This window comes from Candidatus Planktophila sp. (genome assembly GCF_046070465.1).
GTDB lineage: Bacteria > Actinomycetota > Actinomycetes > Nanopelagicales > Nanopelagicaceae > Planktophila.
Genome location: NZ_JBJTMK010000154.1, coordinates 1 through 21,749 on the forward strand (window position 1 = coordinate 1; position 21,749 = coordinate 21,749).

Sequence of the window (21,749 nt, forward strand, 5' to 3'; positions counted from 1 at the left end):
CAAATGTGCAAACGATTGGCTCGGTGGACTTAACGATGTTCGGCTAGCTCTTGGTGTGCGATTGAAAATCGAGAACAATAATTACGAACATCTCGAACTACTTTCACCCGATGATCCCCTCCGTGGGGTTTATGCTGTTTACAGTTGGCTTGGATGGCTACAGGAGACTCTCCTGGAAGCACTGATGGATGAAATTACTGAATAGAAATTAGCCCTAGAATCTGACCATGGCTCTTACAATTTCGCGTGCAATTGTCGATGCAATTCTCGAACAATCACGAGCCGAATATCCTGATGAATGTTGTGGCGTGATTCTTGGTCCCGTCGGAGCAGATACACCAGTCCGCCATAAGCCGATGATTAATGCGGCCCATTCACCAACTTTCTACGAATTTGATCCCAAAGATTTGCTCGCCCTCTATCGCGAGGTTGATGATAATGATGAAGAAATTGTCGTCATCTATCACTCACACACAGAGACCGAGGCTTTCCCATCTCGCACCGATATTGCATATGCAGGTGAACCCGGGGCTCACTATGTATTGGTCTCTACCCGCGAAGATATTGCACCTGCAACAGAGTTTCGTTCCTATCGAATCATTGATGGCGTAGTTACTGAGGAAGAAGTTTCAATTACCGATTAGAGGCTTTTTTCGCCATAATACGGGTATGTCTATTGAAGTCCGCATCCCAACAATCCTTCGTCCATATACAAAAGATCAAAAGTCTGTTGAGGCTAATGGCGCAACCCTCTCTGCACTCATTGCAGATCTTGATGCGCAATATGCAGGACTCGGAGAGCGCCTTCTCGAGAACGGTGCACTTCGCCGCTTCATTAACATTTACATCAACGACGAAGATGTGCGCTTCCTTGGCGGACTTGAAGCTCCACTCAAAGATGGCGATTCAATAACTATCCTTCCAGCAGTCGCTGGCGGCAGTAAGTAATGTACTGATGGCCCGCTACGAATCACTCGCAGCATCAGTGGGTAATACCCCGCTGATTGGCCTCCCACGTTTATCGCCCGCTCCCAACGTTCGCCTCTGGGCGAAGATGGAAGATCGCAATCCCACCGGTTCCATTAAGGATCGCACCGCAATCTCAATGGTGGATGAAGCCGAGAAAAGCGGATTGCTCAAACCTGGAGCCACCATCCTCGAGCCAACATCAGGCAATACCGGAATTTCACTTGCTATGGCAGCCAAAGTTCGCGGATACAAACTTATCTGCGTCATGCCAGAGAACACCAGCCCTGAACGTCGCCAATTGTTGGAGATGTGGGGAGCGCAAATTATTTCTTCACCAGCTGCCGGTGGTTCAAATGAAGCGGTCCGTGTGGCGAAAGAGATTGCTTCACAGAATCCTGACTACGTCTTTCTCTATCAATATGGAAATCCTGCTAACTCGTTAGCGCACTACAACGGCACAGGTCCAGAAATTTTGAAAGATCTTCCAACAGTTACTCACTTTGTTGCAGGACTTGGAACAACTGGCACTCTCATGGGAGCTGGTCGTTATCTACGCGAACACAAACCAGATGTTCAAATCATTGCAGCCGAACCGCGATACGGCGAACTCGTTTACGGATTACGCAATATCGATGAAGGTTTTGTTCCTGAACTATATGACGCATCAGTTCTGACGCGTCGATTCTCGGTAGGTGCTGAAGATTCAGTAAAGCGCGTGCGTGAACTTCTCCATGTTGAAGGGATTTTTGCAGGCATCTCAACTGGCGCAATTTTGCATGCGGCCATCGCAATGGGAAATGAAGCTGTACGTGACGGTCGCGATGCCGATATTGCATTCATTGTCTGCGACGGAGGATGGAAATACCTCTCCACTGGCGTATATGGCAGCGATGTAGCTGATGCGACAGAGGGCCTCGACGGCACTTTGTGGGCTTAATCCGCCTCGCTAATTCTCGGTTTCGAGACTCAACCTCGTACGATTACCTCCATGAGCGACGCACCTATCGGAATCTTCGATTCTGGTGTTGGCGGTTTAACAGTTGCTCGAGCAATCTTGGATCAACTTCCCAATGAATCAATTCTCTACATCGGCGATACTGCACGCGGCCCTTATGGCCCACGTCCCTTGGCAGAGGTTCGAGATTTCTCATTAGAGACTTTGGATTTCCTGGTCGAACAAGGTGTCAAGGCTCTAGTGATTGCCTGTAACACAGCAAGTGCTGCCATGTTGCGCGATGCTCGTGAACGTTATTCAGTTCCTGTCATTGAAGTCATTCAACCTGCAGTGCGTCGCGCAGTTGCTGCAACTCGCACCGGCAAGGTCGGTGTGATCGGAACTCGTGCGACGATTGACTCACAGGCCTATCTGGATGCTTTCGCTGCTGCGCCTCAGTTACACATTACTTCTACCGCTTGCCCTCGTTTCGTTGAATTTGTTGAGCGAGGCGAAACTTCAGGCGAAGCAATAACACAAGTCGCTCGCGAATATCTTGCACCGATGATTGCAGCAGATATCGATACTTTAGTACTGGGTTGTACTCACTATCCGCTTCTGACTGGCGTCATCTCGTATGTAATGGGCAATGGCGTCTCGCTCGTTTCCAGTGCAGAAGAGACTGCAAAGGATCTCTATCGCGTTCTCGTGGAAAGTTCACTTCTTCGTGACTCACAATCTGCGGCTCCTACGCATCGATTTCTTGCAACTGGTGATGCAGCTGCATTTGAAGGATTGGCACGTCGCTTCTTAGGTCCTGAAGTCGGCTCTGTTCAACATCAAGATCTCTAAGCTCAGAAAAAAATTAACGCACTAACAAACTCGGAGGAAACCATGACACGCAATGATGGACGCTCGGTAGACCAACTACGCGATATCAAGATCACTCGTGGATGGCTCGACCATGCGGAAGGCTCTGTGCTTGTTGAATTTGGAAAGACTCGCGTTCTCTGCGTTGCATCATTTACTCCAGGAGTTCCACGTTGGCTTAAGGACAGCGGAACAGGATGGGTGACATCTGAGTATTCAATGCTTCCTCGCGCAACACATACTCGCTCCGATCGCGAAAGCGTGAAAGGCAAGTTGGGCGGACGCACACAAGAGATTTCACGTTTGATCGGTCGCTCACTCCGCGGCATCGTCGATATGAAAGAACTCGGCGAAAACACAATCGTGATTGACTGTGATGTTCTTCAGGCAGATGGCGGAACTCGTACCGCAGCAATTACCGGTGCCTATGTCGCACTTGCGGATGCAATTTCTTGGGCGCAACGTGAAGGACATGTAAAAGCAGGCGCAAAGCCACTTGCGGACTCTGTTGCTGCAATCAGCGTTGGAATTATCGATGGAATACCAATGCTCGATCTTTGCTATGAAGAGGATGTTCGTGCAGAGACAGATATGAACGTGGTTTGCTCAGGAGATGGTCGTTTTATCGAAGTTCAGGGAACAGCCGAGGGCGCGCCATTTGACCGTGCGCTCCTAGATTCACTTCTCAATCTTGCGGTGGCTGGAACACAGACTCTGACAGAGCTTCAGAAAAAGGCGCTCAACGCGTGAGCCATAAGTTATTACTAGGGACTCGCAATCAAGGAAAGATTGTTGAATTCCGTCGCATTCTCGATGCAATTGCACCGGGAGAAATAGAGCTCGTAGGGCTCGATCAATTTCCAGAGCTTCACGATGTTGATGAAACAGGATCTACATTTGAAGAGAATGCACTTCTTAAAGCACGTGAAATGTCTGAAGCTACGGGATTGCCCGCAATCGCAGATGACAGCGGACTCTGCATTGATGTGCTCGATGGCGATCCTGGAATTTTCTCAGCACGCTGGGCGGGCGGACACGGCGATGATGCTGCAAATATCGCAAGGGTTTTGCATCAACTTAAGGATGTAGAAGATGAAAAGCGCACTGCTTACTTCATATGTGTTGCGGCGCTCTATCTTCCTGATGGTCGTACCCACTGCGAAGAGGGCCGCTTCCACGGAAAGATTCTCTTCTCACCCATAGGTGAGAATGGTTTTGGTTACGATCCTATTTTTCAACCCGACGGGTTAGATATCTCCAGCGCTCAGATGAGCTCTGAAGAGAAGGATGCGATGAGCCATCGAGGCAAGGCCCTTCGTGCCATTGCCCCGCATGTGATGAGCGCTCTGAAAACCCTAGGCTAAACTTTGCCCATACGTCCGGCAGTTATCTGCTTGTGGCGCAACCCGAGGAGATAAACGTGGCAGTAAAGAAGAAGGCAGTTGCCAAGAAGGCAGCACCAAAGAAGACGACCGCTAAGAAGGTTGCAAAAAAGTCTGTTGCCAAGAAGGCGGCACCAAAGAAGACAACCGCTAAGAAGGTTGCTAAGAAGTCAGCGCCTAAGAAGGTTGCTAAGAAAGCTGTAGCCAAGAAGGCAGTTGCCAAGAAAGCCGTTGTGAAGAAGGCCACCGTAAAGAAGGCTGCTGCGAAGAAGACTGTCAAGAAGTCTCCAGCACGCAAGAGCTCTACATCTTCCGTAGTTGTTCCACCAGTTCCAACCAGTGCTTCACGCGATCGCGTTAATGTTTCTACAACTCCAGTTGCACCAGTCAAGGCAGCAACTCCAGCCGCAAAGCCATCTGCTGCGCCTCGTCAAGGCTCTTCAAAGAGCGTCCTTGTTGCAGTGCTTCTCGGCGTAGCGATCCTCACCGCAATTGTTGCATCACAGCAATCAAGCAACGATTCAACAAAGACAGATACTCCTGCAGCAACAGCTACAGAGTCTGCTTCACCTGAGGCAACAGCAACAGAATCAGCATCTCCTGCTGCTTCAACCGATACAACAAATGCTGCAACAACAGGCGAGGCACCTTCACGTTTTATCGGTAACTGGAAAGATGCATCAACTAAGGAAGTTCTTGTACTTTCTTGGAAAGCACCTGCTGGCGATGTAACTGGCTACAAGGTTGAGATCGCCTCAAACGGCGGCACATGGAAGGAAGTTTCACAGATTCCTTCAACTGAGTTGAAGTTTGAGCTCACTAAGACATCTGATTCGACCTACACATCATTCCGAGTCTCTGCAATTTATTCAGATGGCACATTGGGTGTTGCTAAGGCATTCGGTTTTGCAGGTCAGTTCGAATAAATCTCTTTAAATAAAAACCCCGGCGTATCCGAAATCGGAGCGCTGGGGTTTTTTCTTGCAAGTAAACATTGTTTTTAATCGAGGTAACGAGCGATTTCTTCGACATAGATTGCAACACCGGTCGGGACTAGGTGAACTCCATCCGGGGCAAAGTATTCGGGGTGACCTTCAGAGATAGCTGCCCAGTCGATTACCTGCACATTTGGATAACGCAATGAAATGCCGGCAATTAGCCTGTTATTTCCATCGCGCCAAGGGCGGGGGACGGCAGTGTTTACAAGAATAACTTCCTTCTCATTTTTGAGCGCATCAAGGATGTCGACCACTTGCTGTTGGGTCAGCGCATTGTTGTTGCCCATATTGAGAACTACCGGACCATCTGGAGCATTCGCCTTGTCGTGCAGAATCGCCTGCAATAGCTCGGGTGCCTGACGCCCCACGTGCGCATTAACGAGTGCAACCTTATACCGCTCCGCGAGAGCGCTCTTAATTCCGAGAATGACCGAATCACCGGTAAGCCAAATTCCCTCTTGAGTTTGAACGGGAGCGGCTTTTACTGACTCTAGGTTTTCAATGAGAGTTGTCCGTTGTTCATTGCCAATCATGATTGCACGTGAACTGACTACCGTTATCGATCCAATAAGAATTGCAACTATGGCAGCTACGGCAATTGTCTGTTTTTTCTTCTCTGATTGAGTGCGGTATTTCAAACCCTTGATCCAGTAGCTCAAAACACCTCGGCGGACAGGAAGTTCGATATAACGCAACGAGATATCGGCAAGTGCAAAGACAATCAGAATTCGAAGTGAGTACATCGCCCATGATGCACCTGCAAGATCGACCTTTGGGCGGGTTACTTGGAAGATTACCCAGTGCCACAAGTAGATTGCATAGGAACGCTCGCCGATCCAGAGGAGGACTCTGTTCTGCAAGATTGGGGCGAAGCGAGATGCCGGATGAACAATTGAGGTAATGATGGCAGCAGCAAAAAATCCAGCCAAAGGAAATGCGATTTTGTAGAGCGCAGGTTTTGTCTCGTCAATCAACAGAAATGTGGCGAGAATTCCCAAGAATCCAAAGACGCCAATGCCATCAATAAAGTCTTGTGCCCTCTTGCTCACTTCCATTTTGAAATTCTGTGGAATCCAGCTCACGGCAAGGGCTGCACCGAGGAAGAGGCCGATGCTATGGGTGTCAGTTCCAAAGTAAACGTGGCTTACCTTTGATGCATTTGCTGCATCGAGCGAAAATGAAACCGCCATCAAAGCGACTCCTGAGACTCCAGCAATAGCTAGCGAAATGAGCGAGATGCGCTTTTTGCCGAAGAATTTAAGGATTAACAAGAGGATTAATGGCCAGATGAGATAGAACTGCGCTTCTACCGCCAGCGACCAGGTGTGCTGCAATAGCGGCGGGCGACCGATTGCCTCAAAGTAATCAAGGTGGTGACTAACTAGCCACCAGTTCATCGAGCCAGTCAGGGCAAATGGTGTATCTATGAGGAAACGCCTGATGGTGTCTGGAGCCCAGATACCCACTGCAATAGCGGTTGTAGCAAGCATGAACGCGAGGGCTGGAAGTAGGCGACGCACGCGTGCAAGATAGAAAGCGCGAAGATCCAGCCCGCCACTGTTTTCAATTGAATCAAGCAACAAACGGGTGATGACATAGCCAGAGATAACGAAGAAGAGATCGACTCCAAGGAAGCCACCGGGAATCCACTTAAAACCTAAGTGATAAAAGAGAACAGCCATCACTGCGATGGCGCGAAGTCCATCAATTGCAGGTATGTATTGGATACCGCGTTTGGTAGCCATGGAAGTTATTTGCGCTTAGCTGCAGTTTTCTTTGCAGTGCTCTTCTTAACGGTGCGCTTTGGTGCATCTAAAGCTGGAGCAGTACGACGGCTCTCCACCTTGATAGGTTCTTTGCGACGCACAGTACCGTCTTCATTGAGAGAGTCATTTACTACTGCCTGCATATTGGCAAGCCGAGCAAATGCTCCATCAAGACGTTGACGTGATTGTGCAATTGCCTGCTCTGCCGCAACAAGGGCCTGAGACTGAACTCGGTAGAGCTTCTCAGATTCAGCAATTACTTCTGCCAACCAACGGCGGTATTCGATAACTTCATTTGCTGCATCAGCAACGATTCGCTCACCTTCACGACGAGCAGCTGATGCAACTGCTGCTGCTTCGCGCCGTTTGGTATCGATAATTGATTCAGCTTCGCGCGTTGCCTCATTGACGAGGTCTGCAGCCTCTGATTCTGCAGTAGAGATGTATTTGCGACCTCGTGCTTCGGCGCCGGAGAGAATACTGCGCGCTTTAGTCTCAGCGCTTTCCAAGAGATCCTTTGCATTACGAGTAGATTCATTGATCAATCGCTCAGCAGATACAACAGACTTTGCTTCACGTGCTTGAGCAGATTTGATCATCATCATCGCAGTTTCAGTTGCGAGGATTTCAAACTCTTCTTTACTTAACGAGGTGATATCGCGGCGTGAACGTAGGTCGCTGAGCTGTGATTCGAGTTCACGGATGCGATCGACAGGGTTGCCTGTAGGGGTGCGCTCGGATTCCTCGCGGAAGCCCACCCAGTTGAGAAAGTCCTTCTTCTCTGCCATTGATAATCCCCAGTACTAAAAAACGCCGCTACCGAATATTCCTTAGGGGCATAGGTTAGGGCATGGCAAGGCGAGGCGAAATCGCCCCTCAGCTTGGATTGCCTACCGTGAGCGGTAAATCGCCCTAGCGCCTTTCAACGCGATTTACCTTGAGCGGTAAATCGCGAAACAGATAGCCAGGTATTGGCTGATCCAGGCGGCGAGAACGAAAACGTGGAATAGCTCGTGGAAGCCAAAGTATTTGGCTGTGGTGCCAGGCTTCTTGAGCGCATAGAAGATTGCACCAATTGAGTAGAGCAATCCACCAATCAAAATAGGAATGAGTACCCATAACCCACCACGATCGTAGAGCTGTGGTGTGTAGACAATCGCAACCCAACCGAGAACTAAATAGTTAGCAACGTATAACCAACGTGGTGCGCCAATCCAGAAAACGCGAATGGCAACACCTGCAAGTGCGCCGGTCCAGACGATTGCTAACATCAGATTGCGATCGTGTGGTTCAAGAAGAGCAACTGCAAATGGCGTGTAGGAGCCCGCGATCAGAAGATTGATATTGGCGTGATCCCAACGGCGCCACATTTTCTTCTTTTCTGGAGACCACGGCACGCGGTGATAAATGGCGGAAACGCTAAATAACATGATTGCCGTAATCGAGTAGAGAGCAACTGCAAACTTCAGTGACTCCTTACTCAAGATAAAGAGAATTAAAGAAGCGATGATTACAGCGGGCGTTGCACCGAGGTGAAACCAGCCTCTTAGCTTTGGCGGGGCAACGGGGCTTTGAACTTCAGTCTCTTTGCTCATGCGGTAAGACTACGCGTTACTGAGGTTTCTGACAGATTTAACAGTCAGTGAGGCGCATGCCGCAATAAATGTCAGTGTGCCGGTGGCAAAGAGAATGGTATTGACTCCAAAATGAGCAGCAAGCGGGCCGGCAATGACGACCCCAATTGGCGCAATACCAAATGAGCCTAAGGCATCGTAAGCATTCACGCGCGAATAGGACTCTTCTGGAATATGGGTCTGCATCGATGTATTCCAGGTCACCATAAAGAATTCGATAGTGATACCTGAGAAGACAGCAGCGAGTACGCAGAAAATAAGTGGAAAGTCGAGCGCCAGGGCAAAGTCCCACACCACAGAAAATGCAATGAGAATCATTGTGATGAAGAGCGGTCTCTTAAACTTCTTTTTCAAAACAATAAATCCACCAATCATCATTCCTGCTGTCATTCCAGCGAGGTTGAGAGACCAATAGCGCGGCCCGGTATCTAGGTCTTTGAAATTAAGTGGTCCGAGAACTTGGAGCATGGATTCAAATGCCATATTGATAATGGCAAAGGTCAAAACCATTGTGACTACCCAGGAACGAGAGATAAATTCACGCCAGCCGACTGCAAGGTCATGGATGATTCCTGGGCTTTCAATGCGAGTTTTGCTCGGAAGATCAATATTCCAAACAATCAAACCTGCAATAAGAAATGATGTTGCATCGACGAGCAATCCCCACCCTGGATTAAAAGTTGCAACAATGACACCACCAAGTAGCGTGCCCGAGATGTAACCAATATTGCTCATTAACCCAATAACAGCATTACCGTCTTGAAGCTTTTCCTTTGGAAGAATTTCAGGTAGCACGCCGGACATTGCTGGCCACCAGAGCGCATTAAGGACTCCGAAGAGTCCGCCCATCACAACAAGAATCCAGATATGGCCAAACCCACCGATAAGCGAGATCGCACTTGTACCTGCCATAAAACTGCCAATGACATCGCTACCACCCACAATGCGATTGCGTTGGAAGCGATCTGCAAATACTCCGCCAAATAACATAAAGGCAATCATCGGGAAATAACGCGCAGACATGACGAGGCTGAGATCGCCTGCTGTTGAGCCAGGAATGCTTAAAACTCCATATGCCAATGCAATGGGGGACATCCCATTGCCGACGTTGGAGATAAATCGCGCCGAGGCGAGCATCGAAAACCCTTTATGGGCGCGGAGCTCTCTCATCTGTGTGCGCATTGAGTAAGCGTACTTAGAAAATCTGCTATGAGTTCACCATATATTTACCGAATTTGAATATTATCGAGACTATGCGGAAAGTAATTTCGGAATTTCTAGGTACCTACACTCTTGCTGCAGTGGTGGTTGGTTCAGGAATCATGGCAGAGGAACTTTCAAGCGATATCGGTGTGCAGCTACTGATCAATGCTCTTGCTACAGGTGCGGCACTGTGGTTGCTGATTACTCTATTTGCTCCACTGAGCGGTGCACATTTCAATCCAGTTGTTACTGGTATTTCCTACTTTCGCAGAGAACTCACTTTAAATCTATCTATGGGTTACATCGTTTCCCAGATTATTGGTGCGATTACCGGGACAGTCATTGCAAATTTAATCTTTGACAATTCCGCCATAGATATCTCAACTAAGAGCCGCGATGGCGGAAACCTCTTGCTCAGCGAATTCTTCGCGACCGCTGGCTTAATTTTTGTTATCTATCAACTTTCTACAATTAAGAAAGCAAGATATGTAGCAGCGGGAGTTGCTTCATGGATTTTCTCTGCCTACTTCTTTACGGCATCCACCGCGTTTGCAAACCCCGCAATAGCGATCGGACGTACTTTTTCTAATACCTTTGCAGGTATTGCCCCCCATTCAGCTTTGGTATTTATCCCATTCGAAATTCTGGGTGCTGCCTGTGGTTATCTACTTTTCACAACCCTCAATCAAAAGGTGAATAAATAATGAGCGATAAAAAGACAATCATGTTTGTCTGCGTACATAACGCAGGACGTTCACAGATGGCAGCGGGTTTTATGCGCGAGCTTGGCGGTGACCGTGTGGAAGTTCTCTCAGCTGGCTCTGCACCGAAAGATTCGATCAACCCAGTCGCGGTAGAAGCAATGGCTGAGCTTGGAATTGATATTGCAAATCAGAAGCCAAAGATTCTTACTCCTGAAGCGGTTCAACAATCTGATGTTGTTATCACCATGGGTTGCGGCGATGCCTGTCCGTATTACCCAGGAAAGCGCTATGAAGATTGGGTACTCGAGGATCCAGCGGGGAAGGGAATCGACCAGGTACGGCTTATCCGTGACGATATCAAAGGCAGGGTTTCGGCGTTGCTGGCGGGCATTCTTTAAATTTCCTCGCTCACTGGGCGCAAGTTGACCGCCGGGGACGATTAATTCATCTCGGAAAGTGCGATTCCAAGATGCGAATCCCTTGCAGTAGGTTCACACTAACGCCATCGAAGGTCAGCGTTGCCCTGAGCAATCGTTCCTGACCGACGGCCTTGTGGGCAAGGAAGCCCACACTGATGAAGAGTCAAGAAAGGCTCAGGAGATATGTCGGTAACACTCAACAGCAACCAATGGAACCTCGTTTATAACGTGTTCTCATTTGGTTTAATTTCAATGCTTGCTTGCACCGTGTACACATTAGTCTCACAGTCACGCGTGCTACCTAAGTACCGTAATGCGCTCGTAATGTCATCCATGGTTACATTCATCGCTGGCTATCACTACTTCCGCATTTTCAACTCATTCAACGAAGCTTCAAATGGCTTTATGGTCAATGTTTCAGGAGACCATGGTTCATTTAACGAGGCATACCGCTACGTGGACTGGCTCCTCACAGTCCCACTACTTCTCGTTGAAGTAATTGCAGTACTTGCACTTGCAAAAGAAGTTTCAAAGTCACTCATCATGCGCCTTGTTCCAGCATCAGCTGCAATGATCGCACTTGGTTACCCAGGTGAAATCGCAACTGATACAACAACTGCTGCAATCTACGGTGTGCTCTCAACAATTCCATTCCTCTACATCCTCTATGTACTCTTCGTAGAGCTCACTAAGTCGCTCGACCGTCAGCCTGAAGGTGTTGCAGATACAGTGAAGCGTCTTCGCCTCCTTCTCGTTGCTACCTGGGGTGTCTATCCAATTTCATACATCCTCGGCATGACAGGAGATCCAACAGCGAGCTCATTCGTAGGCGTTCAGGTTGGATACACCATCGCAGATGTTCTTGCGAAGTGTGTATTCGGATTAACAATCCTGAAGATCGCACGTATGAAGTCACATGCTGAAGGAATGGCAGCTGACCACTAATTAATTACCTGGTAATAAAGCGAAGGGCGCCGAGAAATCGGCGCCCTTCGCCGTTACTGTTCTACCCATGAACTCAGTGCGCATCAATAATTTTCGGATGGCTGCTTATGCAGCTTTCGCTGTCGGCCTGATTAATCTTCGCTACCAGACCGGTTCTGATAATAACTTGGTCAAGAGCGCCACCCTCTTTCTTCCTGGCTCACTCTTGTTGGCACTTACCTTTACCAATTTTGGAAAGAAGTGGCTGGAAAGCAGGACCGCCACCGCGATTATCGTCACTGGCGGCGGCCTCCTGCTTATCTACAGCTTTCTTCTCTAGTTACTTCGCAGCAGCAAAACCAACTTCGAGATCTGCCTTAAGGTCTTCAACATTTTCAATTCCGAGGCTGAGACGAACCAAGCCTGGCGTTACACCTGCAGCCAGTTGCTCATCTGCAGAAAGTTGAGAATGTGTTGTAGTTGCTGGATGAATTACGAGCGAGCGAACATCACCGATATTGGCAACATGGCTAAAGAGCTTGAGAGATTCCACAAACTTCTTGCCCGCCTCAACCCCGCCCTTGAGTTCAAAGGAGAGAACTGCTCCAGATCCCTTGGGTGCATATTTATTTGCAAGGGCGTGCCATGGCGATGAAGGCAACCCTGCATAGTTCACCTTCTCAACACTCGGGTGCTTTTCAAGCCAAGCAGCAATTGCCATTGTATTTTCAACATGGCGCTCGATGCGCAGGGAGAGAGTTTCAAGTCCCTGTGCTAACAACCATGCGTTAAAAGGAGAGACTGCAGCTCCGACATCGCGAAGTAGTTGTAGGCGAATCTTGAAGATGTAGGAGAGGTTTGCGCCGAATGCAGAACCAACTCCAAGTGCCTGTGAATAGACGAGACCGTGATAACTCGGATCCGGCTGATTAAATCCAGTAAAGCGCTCTGGATATTGTGCGTAATCAAATTTACCGGCATCAATAATCGCGCCAACAACTGCATTTCCGTGACCTGATAAGAATTTGGTTGCAGAGTGAACAACTACATCGGCGCCGAATTCAATTGGCTTGATGAGATATGGGGTTGCGACTGTGTTATCAACAATGAGTGGAACACCGACCTCATGTGCAACATCGGCGACTGCCTTAATGTCCAAGATTTCATTCTTTGGATTGGCAATAGTTTCACCGAAAAACGCCTTGGTATTTGGACGTACTGCCTTGCGCCAAGACTCTGGATCTGATGCATCGTCAACGAATGTCACTTCTACGCCGAATTTAGGAAGCGTGTAGTGGAAGAGGTTGTAAGTGCCGCCATACAAACTTGGGCTAGACACAATGTGGTCGCCAGCTTCGGCAACATTGAGAATCGCAAATGTTGTAGCGGCAGATCCTGAGGCAACGAGCAACGCTGCTACTCCGCCTTCAAGAGCGGCAAGTCGCTGTTCGACGGCATCTTGAGTTGGATTCATGATGCGGGTATAGATATTGCCAAGCTCTGCTAGCCCGAAGAGATTTGCAGCATGCTCTGTATCGCGGAATTGATATGCCGTTGTTTGATAGAGAGGGAGCGCACGTGCGCCAGTAGTTGGATCGGGAACTTGTCCTGCATGTACTTGCAAAGTCTCAAATGAATATGGCTGTGTCATGGTAACTCTCCAATGAAGGGACGTTGTGATGGAGAGCGAAAGGTAACAAGTATTGAGAAGAAGTTCTCGAGAGAGATTCGTTGATGCAAGTAGCTTGCAAAGTACTCTGCAGTATTACTTTCGGAAGTGAAGATCTTCTTTCTTCATGGCGGTAACGAGGAGGCGAATAGCACTTGGACCCATGCCATGCAGCTCTTTGATGGCAGCTAATGAGACTTTTCGAAGATCGCTGACTTTGTAGAGTCCATCGTCAATCAGCGCCCGACGAGCTGGAGCCGCTAGACCAATTTCACGCCACTCGCCATCGACTGCCGCATATTCGTCTAGATCAACTTCGCCTCGAGTAACAGCACACCGAGCTTCAGCTTTCTCTGCTTTGCGTGCAGCAGCCGCACGCTTTGCTTCGCCCTGCAACTTCTTAATCTTTGCTGGAGATGCCTTTGCCATTGTCAAAGACCTCTTAAATGAGTACGACTACTGCAGTCAACACAACTGCCAGAACAAGGCTCTTTCCGAGAATCTTCGCTGCATTGGCGCGATCTGCTTTGAGCGCTGCAGGATCTTTAATCTTCTTTACATCGCCCGCTTTATCGAAGTTAAAGACACCCATCAAGCCATATGCGAAACAGAAGCGGCTCTTCGCCTGTACATAGCCGACCGATGCAAGCATCGCCGGTGCAAATGCAATCAGACGAGAAGATGTTGAAGAGCCAGATGTGATGAGGTAAATCGCAAGAGCAAGGTAGATGACCCCACCAAGGATTGCGCTTTGATAGCGGCGATGGATCTCAGATGGACCGATATTGCACGAACCTGCGATGTAATCAGACATAGGAAGAGTCTAAAAGAATTGTGCGGGAGGCGGGACTTGAACCCGCACGCCGAAGCACCAGTTCCTAAGACTGGCGTGTCTGCCATTTCACCACTCCCGCGTCGCACCTGTGGATTTTTAAAAGCGGTGCAGGGCAAAGAGTAGGGCTTATCCGCGGATGAGCCAAAATCCGCTCTTGGAATAGGTCAACGATTACACGGGAAGGCCAGTTAAACTACGCAAATGTCCTCGCTTGCAGATCAACTCGCAGCCTCCATCCAGGGGCTCGTCGCTGCTGCAATCGAATCAGGTCAGCTCGCAGGTTCAGCCCCAGAATCCATCGTCCTTGAACGCCCCAAGAATCGGGACCATGGCGACTATGCAACTTCCATTGCGCTGCAATTAGCAAAGGCAGCCGGCAAGAATCCTCGCGAAGTTGCCACACTTCTTCAATCAGCAATCGCATCACTTCCGGGAGTCTCTGCGGTCGATATTGCTGGACCAGGATTTATCAACATCACTTTAGATCGTGCCAACCAGGCAGAGCTGGTGCGCACCATTCTTACCGATGCGACCGCATATGGAACTGGCGATTCGCTCAAAGGTGTCTCCATCAACCTAGAATTTATTAGCGCCAACCCAACAGGACCGCTTCACCTGGGCCACACTCGTTGGGCTGCTGTCGGCGATGCGCTTGGTCGCGTACTGAAAGCAGCGGGCGCACACGTGACCCAAGAGTTTTACATCAATGATCGAGGCCGTCAGATGGATCTCTTCGGTCAATCAGTTCAAGCAGCAGCAACAGGCAATCCGGTCCCTGAAGATGGTTACCAAGGTGATTACATTAAAGATCTGGCAAAAATTGTTCTTGCAGAAAATCCTGGAATTTCGGCGAGCGATGATTTCCGCGAAGCTGCTTACAAAGTTCAATTAGCGGAGCAACAATCCGTCCTTGAAACTTTCCACACTCAGTTCGATGTGTGGTTCTCTGAGCGCTCGCTCCACGATTCAGGTGCGGTCGAACACGGTATGGAGAAACTTCGCGAACAAGGCCACGTCTTCGAACAAGATGGCGCAGTCTGGCTTCGCACAACAGATTTCGGTGATGATAAAGATCGCGTTTTGATTAAGGAAAATGGCGAACTCACATACTTCGCTTCCGATACTGCTTATTACATCAATAAGCGCGAACGCGGCAATGACATCTGTATCTACATGTTGGGCGCAGATCACCATGGATATATCCATCGTTTGCGTGCAGTAGCTGCATGCGCTGGCGACAATCCTGATTACAACATTCACGTTCTTATTGGCCAGCTCGTAAAAATCATGGAAGGCGGCGAAGAAGTCAAGCTTTCTAAGCGCGCTGGAACCATTATTACTCTTGCAGAGTTGGTTGAAAAAGTTGGTGTTGATGCTGCTCGTTATACGCTTATTCGCTACCCGGTCGATACACCAATGGTGATGGATATCGATATCTTGCGCAGTAACACCAACGAGAACCCTGTCTACTACGTGCAGTATGCACATGCGCGCATTGCAGCAGTTCTTCGCAATGTTGCAGAGCTAGGAATTCCAACTGGTCTCGAAAACTTCGACCCATCACAGTTAACGCATGATCGTGAAAATCAGCTGCTCGGAACACTTGCAGAATTTCCTCGCATCGTCGCGCAAGCGGCAGAACTACGCGAACCACATCGCATTGCTCGCTACCTTGAAGAACTTGCCGGCGTTTATCACGGCTTCTACGCAGATTGCCGTGTCCTCCCATTAGGGGATGAAGCAATCGCACCAATTCATTCAGCTCGTGCAAATCTGTGCGCAGCAACAATGCAGGTAATTGCTAACGGACTTGCAATGCTCGGCGTAAGTGCACCGGAGCGCATGTAATGACATCAATTTCCAGTTCGGTGGGCGCAATGTGGTCAAAGAACATCACTTTTGACAATGGCCAAGTCAATCTTTCCGGCATTCCTGCTTCAGTACTTGCCCAAGAATTCGGCACACCAACATTCTTCCTCGATGAAGATGCATTTCGTTCCCGTGTGATTGCATGGCGTGATGGACTCGCAGCAGAGTTTGGCCATCACGCAGGCCATGTCTTCTACGCTTCAAAAGCATTCACATGTACTGCAGTCGCACATTGGATTTCTGAGATTGGCATCGGTATGGATGTTGCTACGGGCGGAGAGCTCGCAGCAGCACTTGCAGGTGGCGTAAATCCCGCGAAGATTCAAGTCCATGGCAATAACAAATCACTCGCTGAAATTGATCGCGCGGTTTCGATTGGCGTCAACACAATCGTCATGGACTCGCTCTTTGAAATTGATCGAGTTGCTCAAGCAGCACGAAAGCACGGCAAGCGCCAAGCCGTTCTTATTCGCTTGACACCTGGAATTGAAGCCCATACCCACGAATCAATTTCCACCGCGCATGAAGATGTGAAATTTGGTTTCTCGATTGCTTCAGGTGCTGCGTGGGCAGCTGTAGAAAAGGTTGCACAACTTCCCGATCTTGAACTTCGTGGAGTGCACTGCCATATTGGCTCACAGATATTCGGCACCGATGCCTTCGAAATTGCTGCAGATCGTTTACTTGCATTTATGTCAAAGTACCGCGACACATACGGATCGCAGCTTCCAGAGCTTGACCTCGGTGGCGGATACGGAATCGCTTATGTTGATGGTGAAACAACAGTCGAACCTGCCGATGTTTTGCCAACTCTCGGAGCGGCCGTTCGTACGGCATGCGCGAAGTACTCACTCGATATTCCTGCAATCTCTATCGAGCCAGGTCGCAACATCGTGGGACCAACAATGTTCACTCTTTATGAAGTAGGCACTGTTAAAGATGTCGTGATTGAAGATGGATCAATCCGCAAATATATTTCCGTAGATGGAGGAATGAGCGATAACGCCCGTACCGCTTTATATGGCGCCGAATACATTGCGAAGATTGCACAGCGCACATCAACTGCACCTACTGCACAATCTCGATTAGTGGGAAAGCACTGCGAAACCGGTGACATCATTATTCGAGATATTCAGCTTCCATCCGATGTTGTTCCAGGTGATTTGATTGCGACTCCGGCAACAGGTGCATATGGCCGCTCTATGGCGAGCAATTACAACCATGTGCCTCGTCCGCCTGTAGTCGCAGTCATTGATGGAAAGGCACGTGTCATCGTGCGCCGCGAGACCGAGGCTGATTTGCTCGCTCTCGATGTAGCCAAGATGTGAAAGAATCACCTCATGGGCTCAGCAAATAAACCAGTACGCATTGGCATGCTCGGCTGCGGTGTGGTCGGTAGTGAAGTCGCCCGCCTCCTTCTTGCAGATACTGAAGAGCTCTCTACTCGCGCAGGAGTCAAGATCGAGCTTGCCCGCATTGCAGTGCGAACTCTCAAGAATTACCCGGGGATAAACCCAGCACTTTTTACAACCGATCCATTTTCTATCGTCAACGACCCAGAGATTGACCTGATTGTTGAGGTCATGGGCGGAATCGAGCCTGCTAATGAGTTGGCTCATCTTGCAATCAAGAATCGCAAATCAATTGTTACCGCCAATAAGGCACTTCTTGCTAGCCACGGTGCAGAGCTCTTTACCGCGGCTTACGCGCAAGGGGAAGATATTTACTACGAAGCATCTGTTGCGGGTGCGATTCCGATTATTCGTCCACTTCGTGATTCTCTCGTCGGTGACTTCGTAATCCGCGTCATGGGTATCGTTAACGGAACTACAAATTACATTCTCACAAAGATGCATGAAGAGAATAAGGAATTTGCTGTTGCTCTCAAGGAAGCCCAGGAACTTGGATATGCGGAAGCGGATCCCACTGCAGATATCGAAGGCTTTGACGCTGCGGCAAAGGCTGCAATTCTCTCTGGCCTTGCATTCCACACACGAGTCACAGTTTCAGATGTCTACCGTGAAGGAATATCTCAGATTACTTTGGAAGATGTCCAGCTCGCTAAAGAACTTGGTTACGTCATCAAATTGCTCGCGATTGCAGAACTAACTCCTAAAGATGAGATTTCTGTTCGCGTACATCCGGTGATGTTAGAGAAGGCACACCCTCTTGCTTCTGTGCGCGATGCATTTAACGCAGTATTTGTGGAAGCAGAATCTGCTGGACCACTGATGTTCTACGGTCGCGGTGCAGGTGGGGCGCCAACAGCATCTGCAATTCTCGGCGACATCCTCGCAGTATCACGTCACATTGCACACAACTCTGTTGGTCAACGCGAAACTGATTATGCAGATCGCGATATTGCTCCGATCGAGACAACAAAGACCAAGTTCCTTATTCGCCTTGAAGTGCAGGATAAATCAGGTGTTTTGGCAGCTATTGCTCAAGTCTTTGCTGCACAGGGTGTTTCAATTCAGACTGTCGATCAAAATGGTCGTGATGCTGATGCAGAGCTCATCATCGTTACCCACCTTGCAACTGAAGGTGAACTCAAGGCAACAGTTGATGCTCTGAAGAAGATGGATATCGTCAGCAAGATTTCCAGTGTAATTCGTGTAGAGGGAGCGAGTGCGTAATGGGTCTGTTCAAGAAAAAGTCAGGTGCGCACCAATGGCTCGGCGTTATTGAAGAGTATCGCCACCGCCTTCCAGTAAGTTCAAAGACTCCTGTCATCACACTACGTGAAGGCGGAACCCCACTTATTCCTGCTGCATACCTTTCCCAACTTCTCGATAACGATGTCTGGGTGAAGTTCGAAGGAATCAACCCAACCGGATCTTTTAAAGATCGCGGAATGACTATGGCGATATCAAAGGCTGCAGAAGATGGCGCTAAGGCTGTCATCTGTGCATCAACAGGAAATACATCTGCGTCAGCGGCTGCATATGCCGTCAAAGCTGGAATGGTTCCTGCGGTTCTTATCCCAGAAGGCAAGATTGCTATGGGAAAGCTTGCACAAGCAGTTGCTCACGGTGCGACACTGCTTCAGGTCCAAGGAAACTTTGATGATTGCTTGGTCCTGGCTCGCGAACTTTCAGAGAAGTACCCAGTTTCACTGGTTAACTCAGTTAACCCCTTCCGCATCGAAGGTCAAAAGACTGCTGCTTTTGAAGTTGTAGATCTTCTCGGTGATGCGCCAGATATTCACACACTTCCCGTCGGAAATGCAGGAAATATCACTGCTTATTGGAAGGGCTATAACGAATACTCTGCTGATGGAATTTCTTCTAAGAAGCCAGCGATGTGGGGATTCCAAGCAGCAGGTGCAGCGCCTTTAGTGCTAGGTCACCCTGTCGATAATCCAGAGACAATTGCAACAGCGATTCGAATCGGAAAGCCTGCTTCATGGAACCAGGCAATCGCTGCGCGCGATGAATCTGCGGGCCTCATTGATTCAGTCACAGATGAAGAAATCTTGGCTGCCTATCGAATTCTCTCTGCCCATGAAGGTATTTTCTGCGAGCCATCTTCGGCTGCAGGACTTGCAGGGCTTATCAAGTACAAGGCCGCAGGAAAGCTTCCTCGTGGCAAGCGCATTGTTATTACCTGCACAGGAAATGGATTGAAAGATATTCCTTGGGCGCTCGAAGGCGCGAAAGATCCTGTCAGCGTTCCAGTCAACGCTGATATTGCAGCGCAAGCACTTGGATTGAGCAAGGCTTAATTTATGAGCAAGCCAACTTTTAAAGCTAAGCCAATGCAGGTGCAGGTCCCTGCATCCTCGGCCAACCTCGGTCCAGGCTTTGATGCATTTGGCTTGGCACTTGCCATGCACGATCGTTATGTGGCGCAGGTACTCGATGATGTAATTCTCGATATCGATGTTACTGGTGAAGGTGCTGATGAAGTTCCACGTAACGACAAGAACTTACTTGTTAAAGCGATGTATAAAGGTTTTGATTTTCTCGGCGGCCGCCCAAAAGGACTTGCAATCCGTGCGCTGAACGTTAACCCTCATGGTCGTGGACTTGGTTCATCTGCAAGTGCAATTATTGGCGGATTAGTTCTGGCACGCGCTCTTGTTCTCAACGGTGAAGACCACATGAGCGATATTCAACTTCTTTCATTAGCAACAGATATGGAAGGCCACCCAGATAATGTTTCAGCCTCACTCTTTGGCGGCGCAACTATCTCTTGGTTTGAAGTTGAAAAACATAAGTCATCTGCTCACTGCATTCATCTCAACGTAGATCCGCGCATCCAAGCGATTGCATATATTCCACCCAAGGCTCTGGCTACCTCGAAGGCGCGCAAGATGTTGCCAGAGGCGATTCCTTTTGCTGATGCGGTGCGTAATACAACAAATGCAGCGCTCATGAGCCATGCATTAACAACTCGACCAGATTTACTTTTCACTGCAACAGAAGATTTCTTACATCAGTCATATCGCGCAGAGGCCATGCCTGAGTCATATGCACTCGTGCAGAAACTTCGTGGTGCAGGTATCGCTGCTTTTATCTCGGGTGCGGGACCTACAGTCCTTGCACTGCATACAGCCGATCAACGTGAGGTAGAAGAGCTGAAGTTAGCTGGAGGTAAGGCTTTTGGGGCGACCGTGCTTGAAATTGCCTCTCGTGGAGCCGTCCTGCTATAGTTTCGGCCATCAGCACCGCCGGTTTCACTCGAGGCGACTACGCTGGTAAATCTCAAAGATATAAGAAATACAAAACCAACATTCCCTGCGGTTTATGCCGGGGGACACTCAAGAAAAGAATTCAATGACAACAACAGAACTCGCTGCAATGACACTTCCGAAACTCAAGGAAGTGGCCTCCCAACTTGGTATTGAAGGCGCAGCAAAGCTCAAGAAGGACGCCCTCGTAACAGCAATCGGCGATCTTCAAGCAGCAAACCGCGAAGCAGCTAAGGCAGAACGCGAAGCACGTCGCGAAGCTCGTAATGCAAAGCGCAACAATAAGAATTCCGATGACTCTGAAGGAACAGAGAAAGAGTCACAGAATTCAAACAATTCATCCGATGATGACAACGATAACGACAATTCTTCAGACCACCGCGGAGATCGTGGCGACCGTAATGACCGCAACCGCAATCGTCGTGACCGCAACCGCGGACGCGATCGCAACGGACGTGACCGTGGCGGACGTGAAGAGCGTGAACCAGTAATCGGTGAAGATGACGTTCTCGTCCCAGTAGGTGGTCTCGTAGATATTCTTGAAAACTACTCATTTATTCGTACAGCTGGATACCTCCCTGGTCCCAACGATGTCTATGTTTCACAAGGACAGGTCCGAAAGTACGGACTTCGTAAGGGTGACGTTGTCACAGGTCAGGTTCGCCAAGCACGCGAGGGCGAGCAGAGGCAGAAGTACAACCCTCTTATTACCCTTGAAACCGTTAACGGCGTTCCTGTTGAAGAGGCAAATGCACGCGTTGAATTCGGAAAGCTCACCCCTCTCTACCCTCAAGAGCGTCTTCGCCTTGAGACAGAGCCAAACATTCTTACAACTCGCGTGATCGATTTGATTGCACCTATTGGTAAGGGACAGCGCGGA

The 21,749-nt window shown here is 49.1% G+C and carries 25 protein-coding genes and 1 tRNA gene; 18 read left to right on the forward strand and 8 right to left on the reverse strand.

The annotated features are described in order from the left end of the window. From ACKOVI_RS06605 to ACKOVI_RS06640, 8 genes are all read left to right on the forward strand, one after another. Positions 1 to 205: DUF2017 family protein (locus ACKOVI_RS06605; RefSeq protein WP_509603289.1), on the forward strand; the 205-nt coding region annotated here is incomplete at its 5' end. A gap of 22 nt (positions 206 to 227) precedes the next feature. After that, positions 228 to 644, forward strand: a complete 417-nt coding sequence (locus ACKOVI_RS06610) for a M67 family metallopeptidase (protein WP_509603290.1) — start codon at positions 228 to 230, stop codon at positions 642 to 644. A 25-nt stretch (positions 645 to 669) separates the two neighbouring features. Beyond that, a complete protein-coding gene (locus ACKOVI_RS06615; RefSeq protein ID WP_509603291.1) occupies positions 670 to 948 on the forward strand; it encodes a MoaD/ThiS family protein in 279 nt (92 codons plus the stop codon). Positions 949 to 955: 7 nt separating this feature from the next. Next, complete coding sequence (locus ACKOVI_RS06620) at positions 956 to 1,906, forward strand: PLP-dependent cysteine synthase family protein (protein WP_509603292.1); 951 nt, start codon at positions 956 to 958, stop codon at positions 1,904 to 1,906. 51 nt (positions 1,907 to 1,957) lie between these two features. Further along, positions 1,958 to 2,755 carry a glutamate racemase gene (gene murI / locus ACKOVI_RS06625; RefSeq protein WP_509603293.1) on the forward strand — a complete coding sequence of 266 codons (798 nt, stop codon included), beginning with the start codon at positions 1,958 to 1,960 and terminating at the stop codon, positions 2,753 to 2,755. A gap of 42 nt (positions 2,756 to 2,797) precedes the next feature. Then, positions 2,798 to 3,523 (forward strand): ribonuclease PH, encoded by a 726-nt coding sequence (gene rph / locus ACKOVI_RS06630; RefSeq protein WP_509603294.1) that lies wholly within the window; start codon positions 2,798 to 2,800, stop codon positions 3,521 to 3,523. Beyond that, positions 3,520 to 4,137 carry an RdgB/HAM1 family non-canonical purine NTP pyrophosphatase gene (gene rdgB, locus ACKOVI_RS06635; protein ID WP_509603295.1) on the forward strand — a complete coding sequence of 206 codons (618 nt, stop codon included), beginning with the start codon at positions 3,520 to 3,522 and terminating at the stop codon, positions 4,135 to 4,137. The genes rph and rdgB overlap by 4 nt, the downstream gene beginning before the upstream one ends. 56 nt (positions 4,138 to 4,193) lie before the next feature. Continuing rightward, positions 4,194 to 5,081, forward strand: a complete 888-nt coding sequence (locus tag ACKOVI_RS06640) for a fibronectin type III domain-containing protein (RefSeq protein ID WP_509603296.1) — start codon at positions 4,194 to 4,196, stop codon at positions 5,079 to 5,081. A gap of 74 nt (positions 5,082 to 5,155) precedes the next feature. Here the strand turns inward: ACKOVI_RS06640 and ACKOVI_RS06645 are convergent, their stop codons facing one another. The 4 genes from ACKOVI_RS06645 to ACKOVI_RS06660 form a co-directional block, all read right to left on the reverse strand. After that, positions 5,156 to 6,898, reverse strand: a complete 1,743-nt coding sequence (locus ACKOVI_RS06645) for an acyltransferase family protein (RefSeq protein ID WP_509603297.1) — start codon at positions 6,896 to 6,898, stop codon at positions 5,156 to 5,158. A 5-nt stretch (positions 6,899 to 6,903) separates the two neighbouring features. After that, complete coding sequence (locus tag ACKOVI_RS06650; protein WP_509603298.1) at positions 6,904 to 7,707, reverse strand: hypothetical protein; 804 nt, start codon at positions 7,705 to 7,707, stop codon at positions 6,904 to 6,906. 144 nt (positions 7,708 to 7,851) lie between these two features. Beyond that, complete coding sequence (trhA, locus tag ACKOVI_RS06655) at positions 7,852 to 8,514, reverse strand: PAQR family membrane homeostasis protein TrhA (protein WP_509603299.1); 663 nt, start codon at positions 8,512 to 8,514, stop codon at positions 7,852 to 7,854. A 9-nt stretch (positions 8,515 to 8,523) separates the two neighbouring features. Continuing rightward, on the reverse strand, positions 8,524 to 9,735 hold the full coding sequence (locus ACKOVI_RS06660) for an MFS transporter (RefSeq protein WP_509603300.1): 1,212 nt from the start codon (positions 9,733 to 9,735) through the stop codon (positions 8,524 to 8,526). A gap of 71 nt (positions 9,736 to 9,806) precedes the next feature. Here ACKOVI_RS06660 and ACKOVI_RS06665 point away from each other — a divergent pair, with 71 nt between their 5' ends. The 4 genes from ACKOVI_RS06665 to ACKOVI_RS06680 all read left to right on the forward strand — a co-directional run bounded on the left by ACKOVI_RS06665 (position 9,807) and on the right by ACKOVI_RS06680 (position 12,143). Then, positions 9,807 to 10,460, forward strand: a complete 654-nt coding sequence (locus ACKOVI_RS06665) for an aquaporin (protein WP_509603301.1) — start codon at positions 9,807 to 9,809, stop codon at positions 10,458 to 10,460. Beyond that, complete coding sequence (locus tag ACKOVI_RS06670; RefSeq protein ID WP_509603302.1) at positions 10,460 to 10,858, forward strand: arsenate reductase ArsC; 399 nt, start codon at positions 10,460 to 10,462, stop codon at positions 10,856 to 10,858. The genes ACKOVI_RS06665 and ACKOVI_RS06670 overlap by 1 nt, the downstream gene beginning before the upstream one ends. A gap of 204 nt (positions 10,859 to 11,062) precedes the next feature. After that, a complete protein-coding gene (locus tag ACKOVI_RS06675) occupies positions 11,063 to 11,824 on the forward strand; it encodes a bacteriorhodopsin-like (RefSeq protein WP_509603303.1) in 762 nt (253 codons plus the stop codon). 67 nt (positions 11,825 to 11,891) lie between these two features. Continuing rightward, the gene (locus ACKOVI_RS06680; RefSeq protein ID WP_509603304.1) at positions 11,892 to 12,143 is read left to right on the forward strand and encodes a hypothetical protein; all 252 of its coding nucleotides are present in this window, start codon (positions 11,892 to 11,894) and stop codon (positions 12,141 to 12,143) included. Here ACKOVI_RS06680 and ACKOVI_RS06685 read toward each other — a convergent pair whose 3' ends face one another. The 4 genes from ACKOVI_RS06685 to ACKOVI_RS06700 form a co-directional block, all read right to left on the reverse strand. After that, entirely contained in the window at positions 12,144 to 13,454 is a 1,311-nt protein-coding gene (locus tag ACKOVI_RS06685) for a bifunctional o-acetylhomoserine/o-acetylserine sulfhydrylase (RefSeq protein ID WP_509603305.1), read from the reverse strand. A 114-nt stretch (positions 13,455 to 13,568) separates the two neighbouring features. Then, positions 13,569 to 13,901 (reverse strand): helix-hairpin-helix domain-containing protein, encoded by a 333-nt coding sequence (locus ACKOVI_RS06690; RefSeq protein ID WP_509603306.1) that lies wholly within the window; start codon positions 13,899 to 13,901, stop codon positions 13,569 to 13,571. A 13-nt stretch (positions 13,902 to 13,914) separates the two neighbouring features. Next, positions 13,915 to 14,286, reverse strand: coding sequence for a hypothetical protein (locus ACKOVI_RS06695; protein ID WP_509603307.1), 372 nt, complete (start codon positions 14,284 to 14,286; stop codon positions 13,915 to 13,917). 21 nt (positions 14,287 to 14,307) lie between these two features. Continuing rightward, positions 14,308 to 14,386: transfer RNA gene (locus ACKOVI_RS06700), tRNA-Leu, on the reverse strand. Positions 14,387 to 14,508: 122 nt separating this feature from the next. Between ACKOVI_RS06700 and argS the strand changes: the two genes are divergently transcribed. The 6 genes from argS to ACKOVI_RS06730 all read left to right on the forward strand — a co-directional run. Then, on the forward strand, positions 14,509 to 16,155 hold the full coding sequence (gene argS / locus ACKOVI_RS06705; protein ID WP_509603308.1) for an arginine--tRNA ligase: 1,647 nt from the start codon (positions 14,509 to 14,511) through the stop codon (positions 16,153 to 16,155). Then, the gene (gene lysA, locus ACKOVI_RS06710) at positions 16,155 to 17,504 is read left to right on the forward strand and encodes a diaminopimelate decarboxylase (protein ID WP_509603309.1); all 1,350 of its coding nucleotides are present in this window, start codon (positions 16,155 to 16,157) and stop codon (positions 17,502 to 17,504) included. Before argS ends, lysA begins: the two co-directional genes overlap by 1 nt. A 12-nt stretch (positions 17,505 to 17,516) precedes the next feature. Continuing rightward, entirely contained in the window at positions 17,517 to 18,812 is a 1,296-nt protein-coding gene (locus tag ACKOVI_RS06715) for a homoserine dehydrogenase (RefSeq protein ID WP_509603310.1), read from the forward strand. Further along, the gene (gene thrC, locus ACKOVI_RS06720; RefSeq protein ID WP_509603311.1) at positions 18,812 to 19,900 is read left to right on the forward strand and encodes a threonine synthase; all 1,089 of its coding nucleotides are present in this window, start codon (positions 18,812 to 18,814) and stop codon (positions 19,898 to 19,900) included. Before ACKOVI_RS06715 ends, thrC begins: the two co-directional genes overlap by 1 nt. Positions 19,901 to 19,903: 3 nt before the next feature. Further along, positions 19,904 to 20,830 carry a homoserine kinase gene (gene thrB, locus ACKOVI_RS06725; RefSeq protein ID WP_509603312.1) on the forward strand — a complete coding sequence of 309 codons (927 nt, stop codon included), beginning with the start codon at positions 19,904 to 19,906 and terminating at the stop codon, positions 20,828 to 20,830. A gap of 124 nt (positions 20,831 to 20,954) precedes the next feature. Further along, positions 20,955 to 21,749 (forward strand): Rho termination factor N-terminal domain-containing protein (locus tag ACKOVI_RS06730; RefSeq protein ID WP_509603313.1); only part of this gene is annotated, 795 nt, incomplete at its 3' end.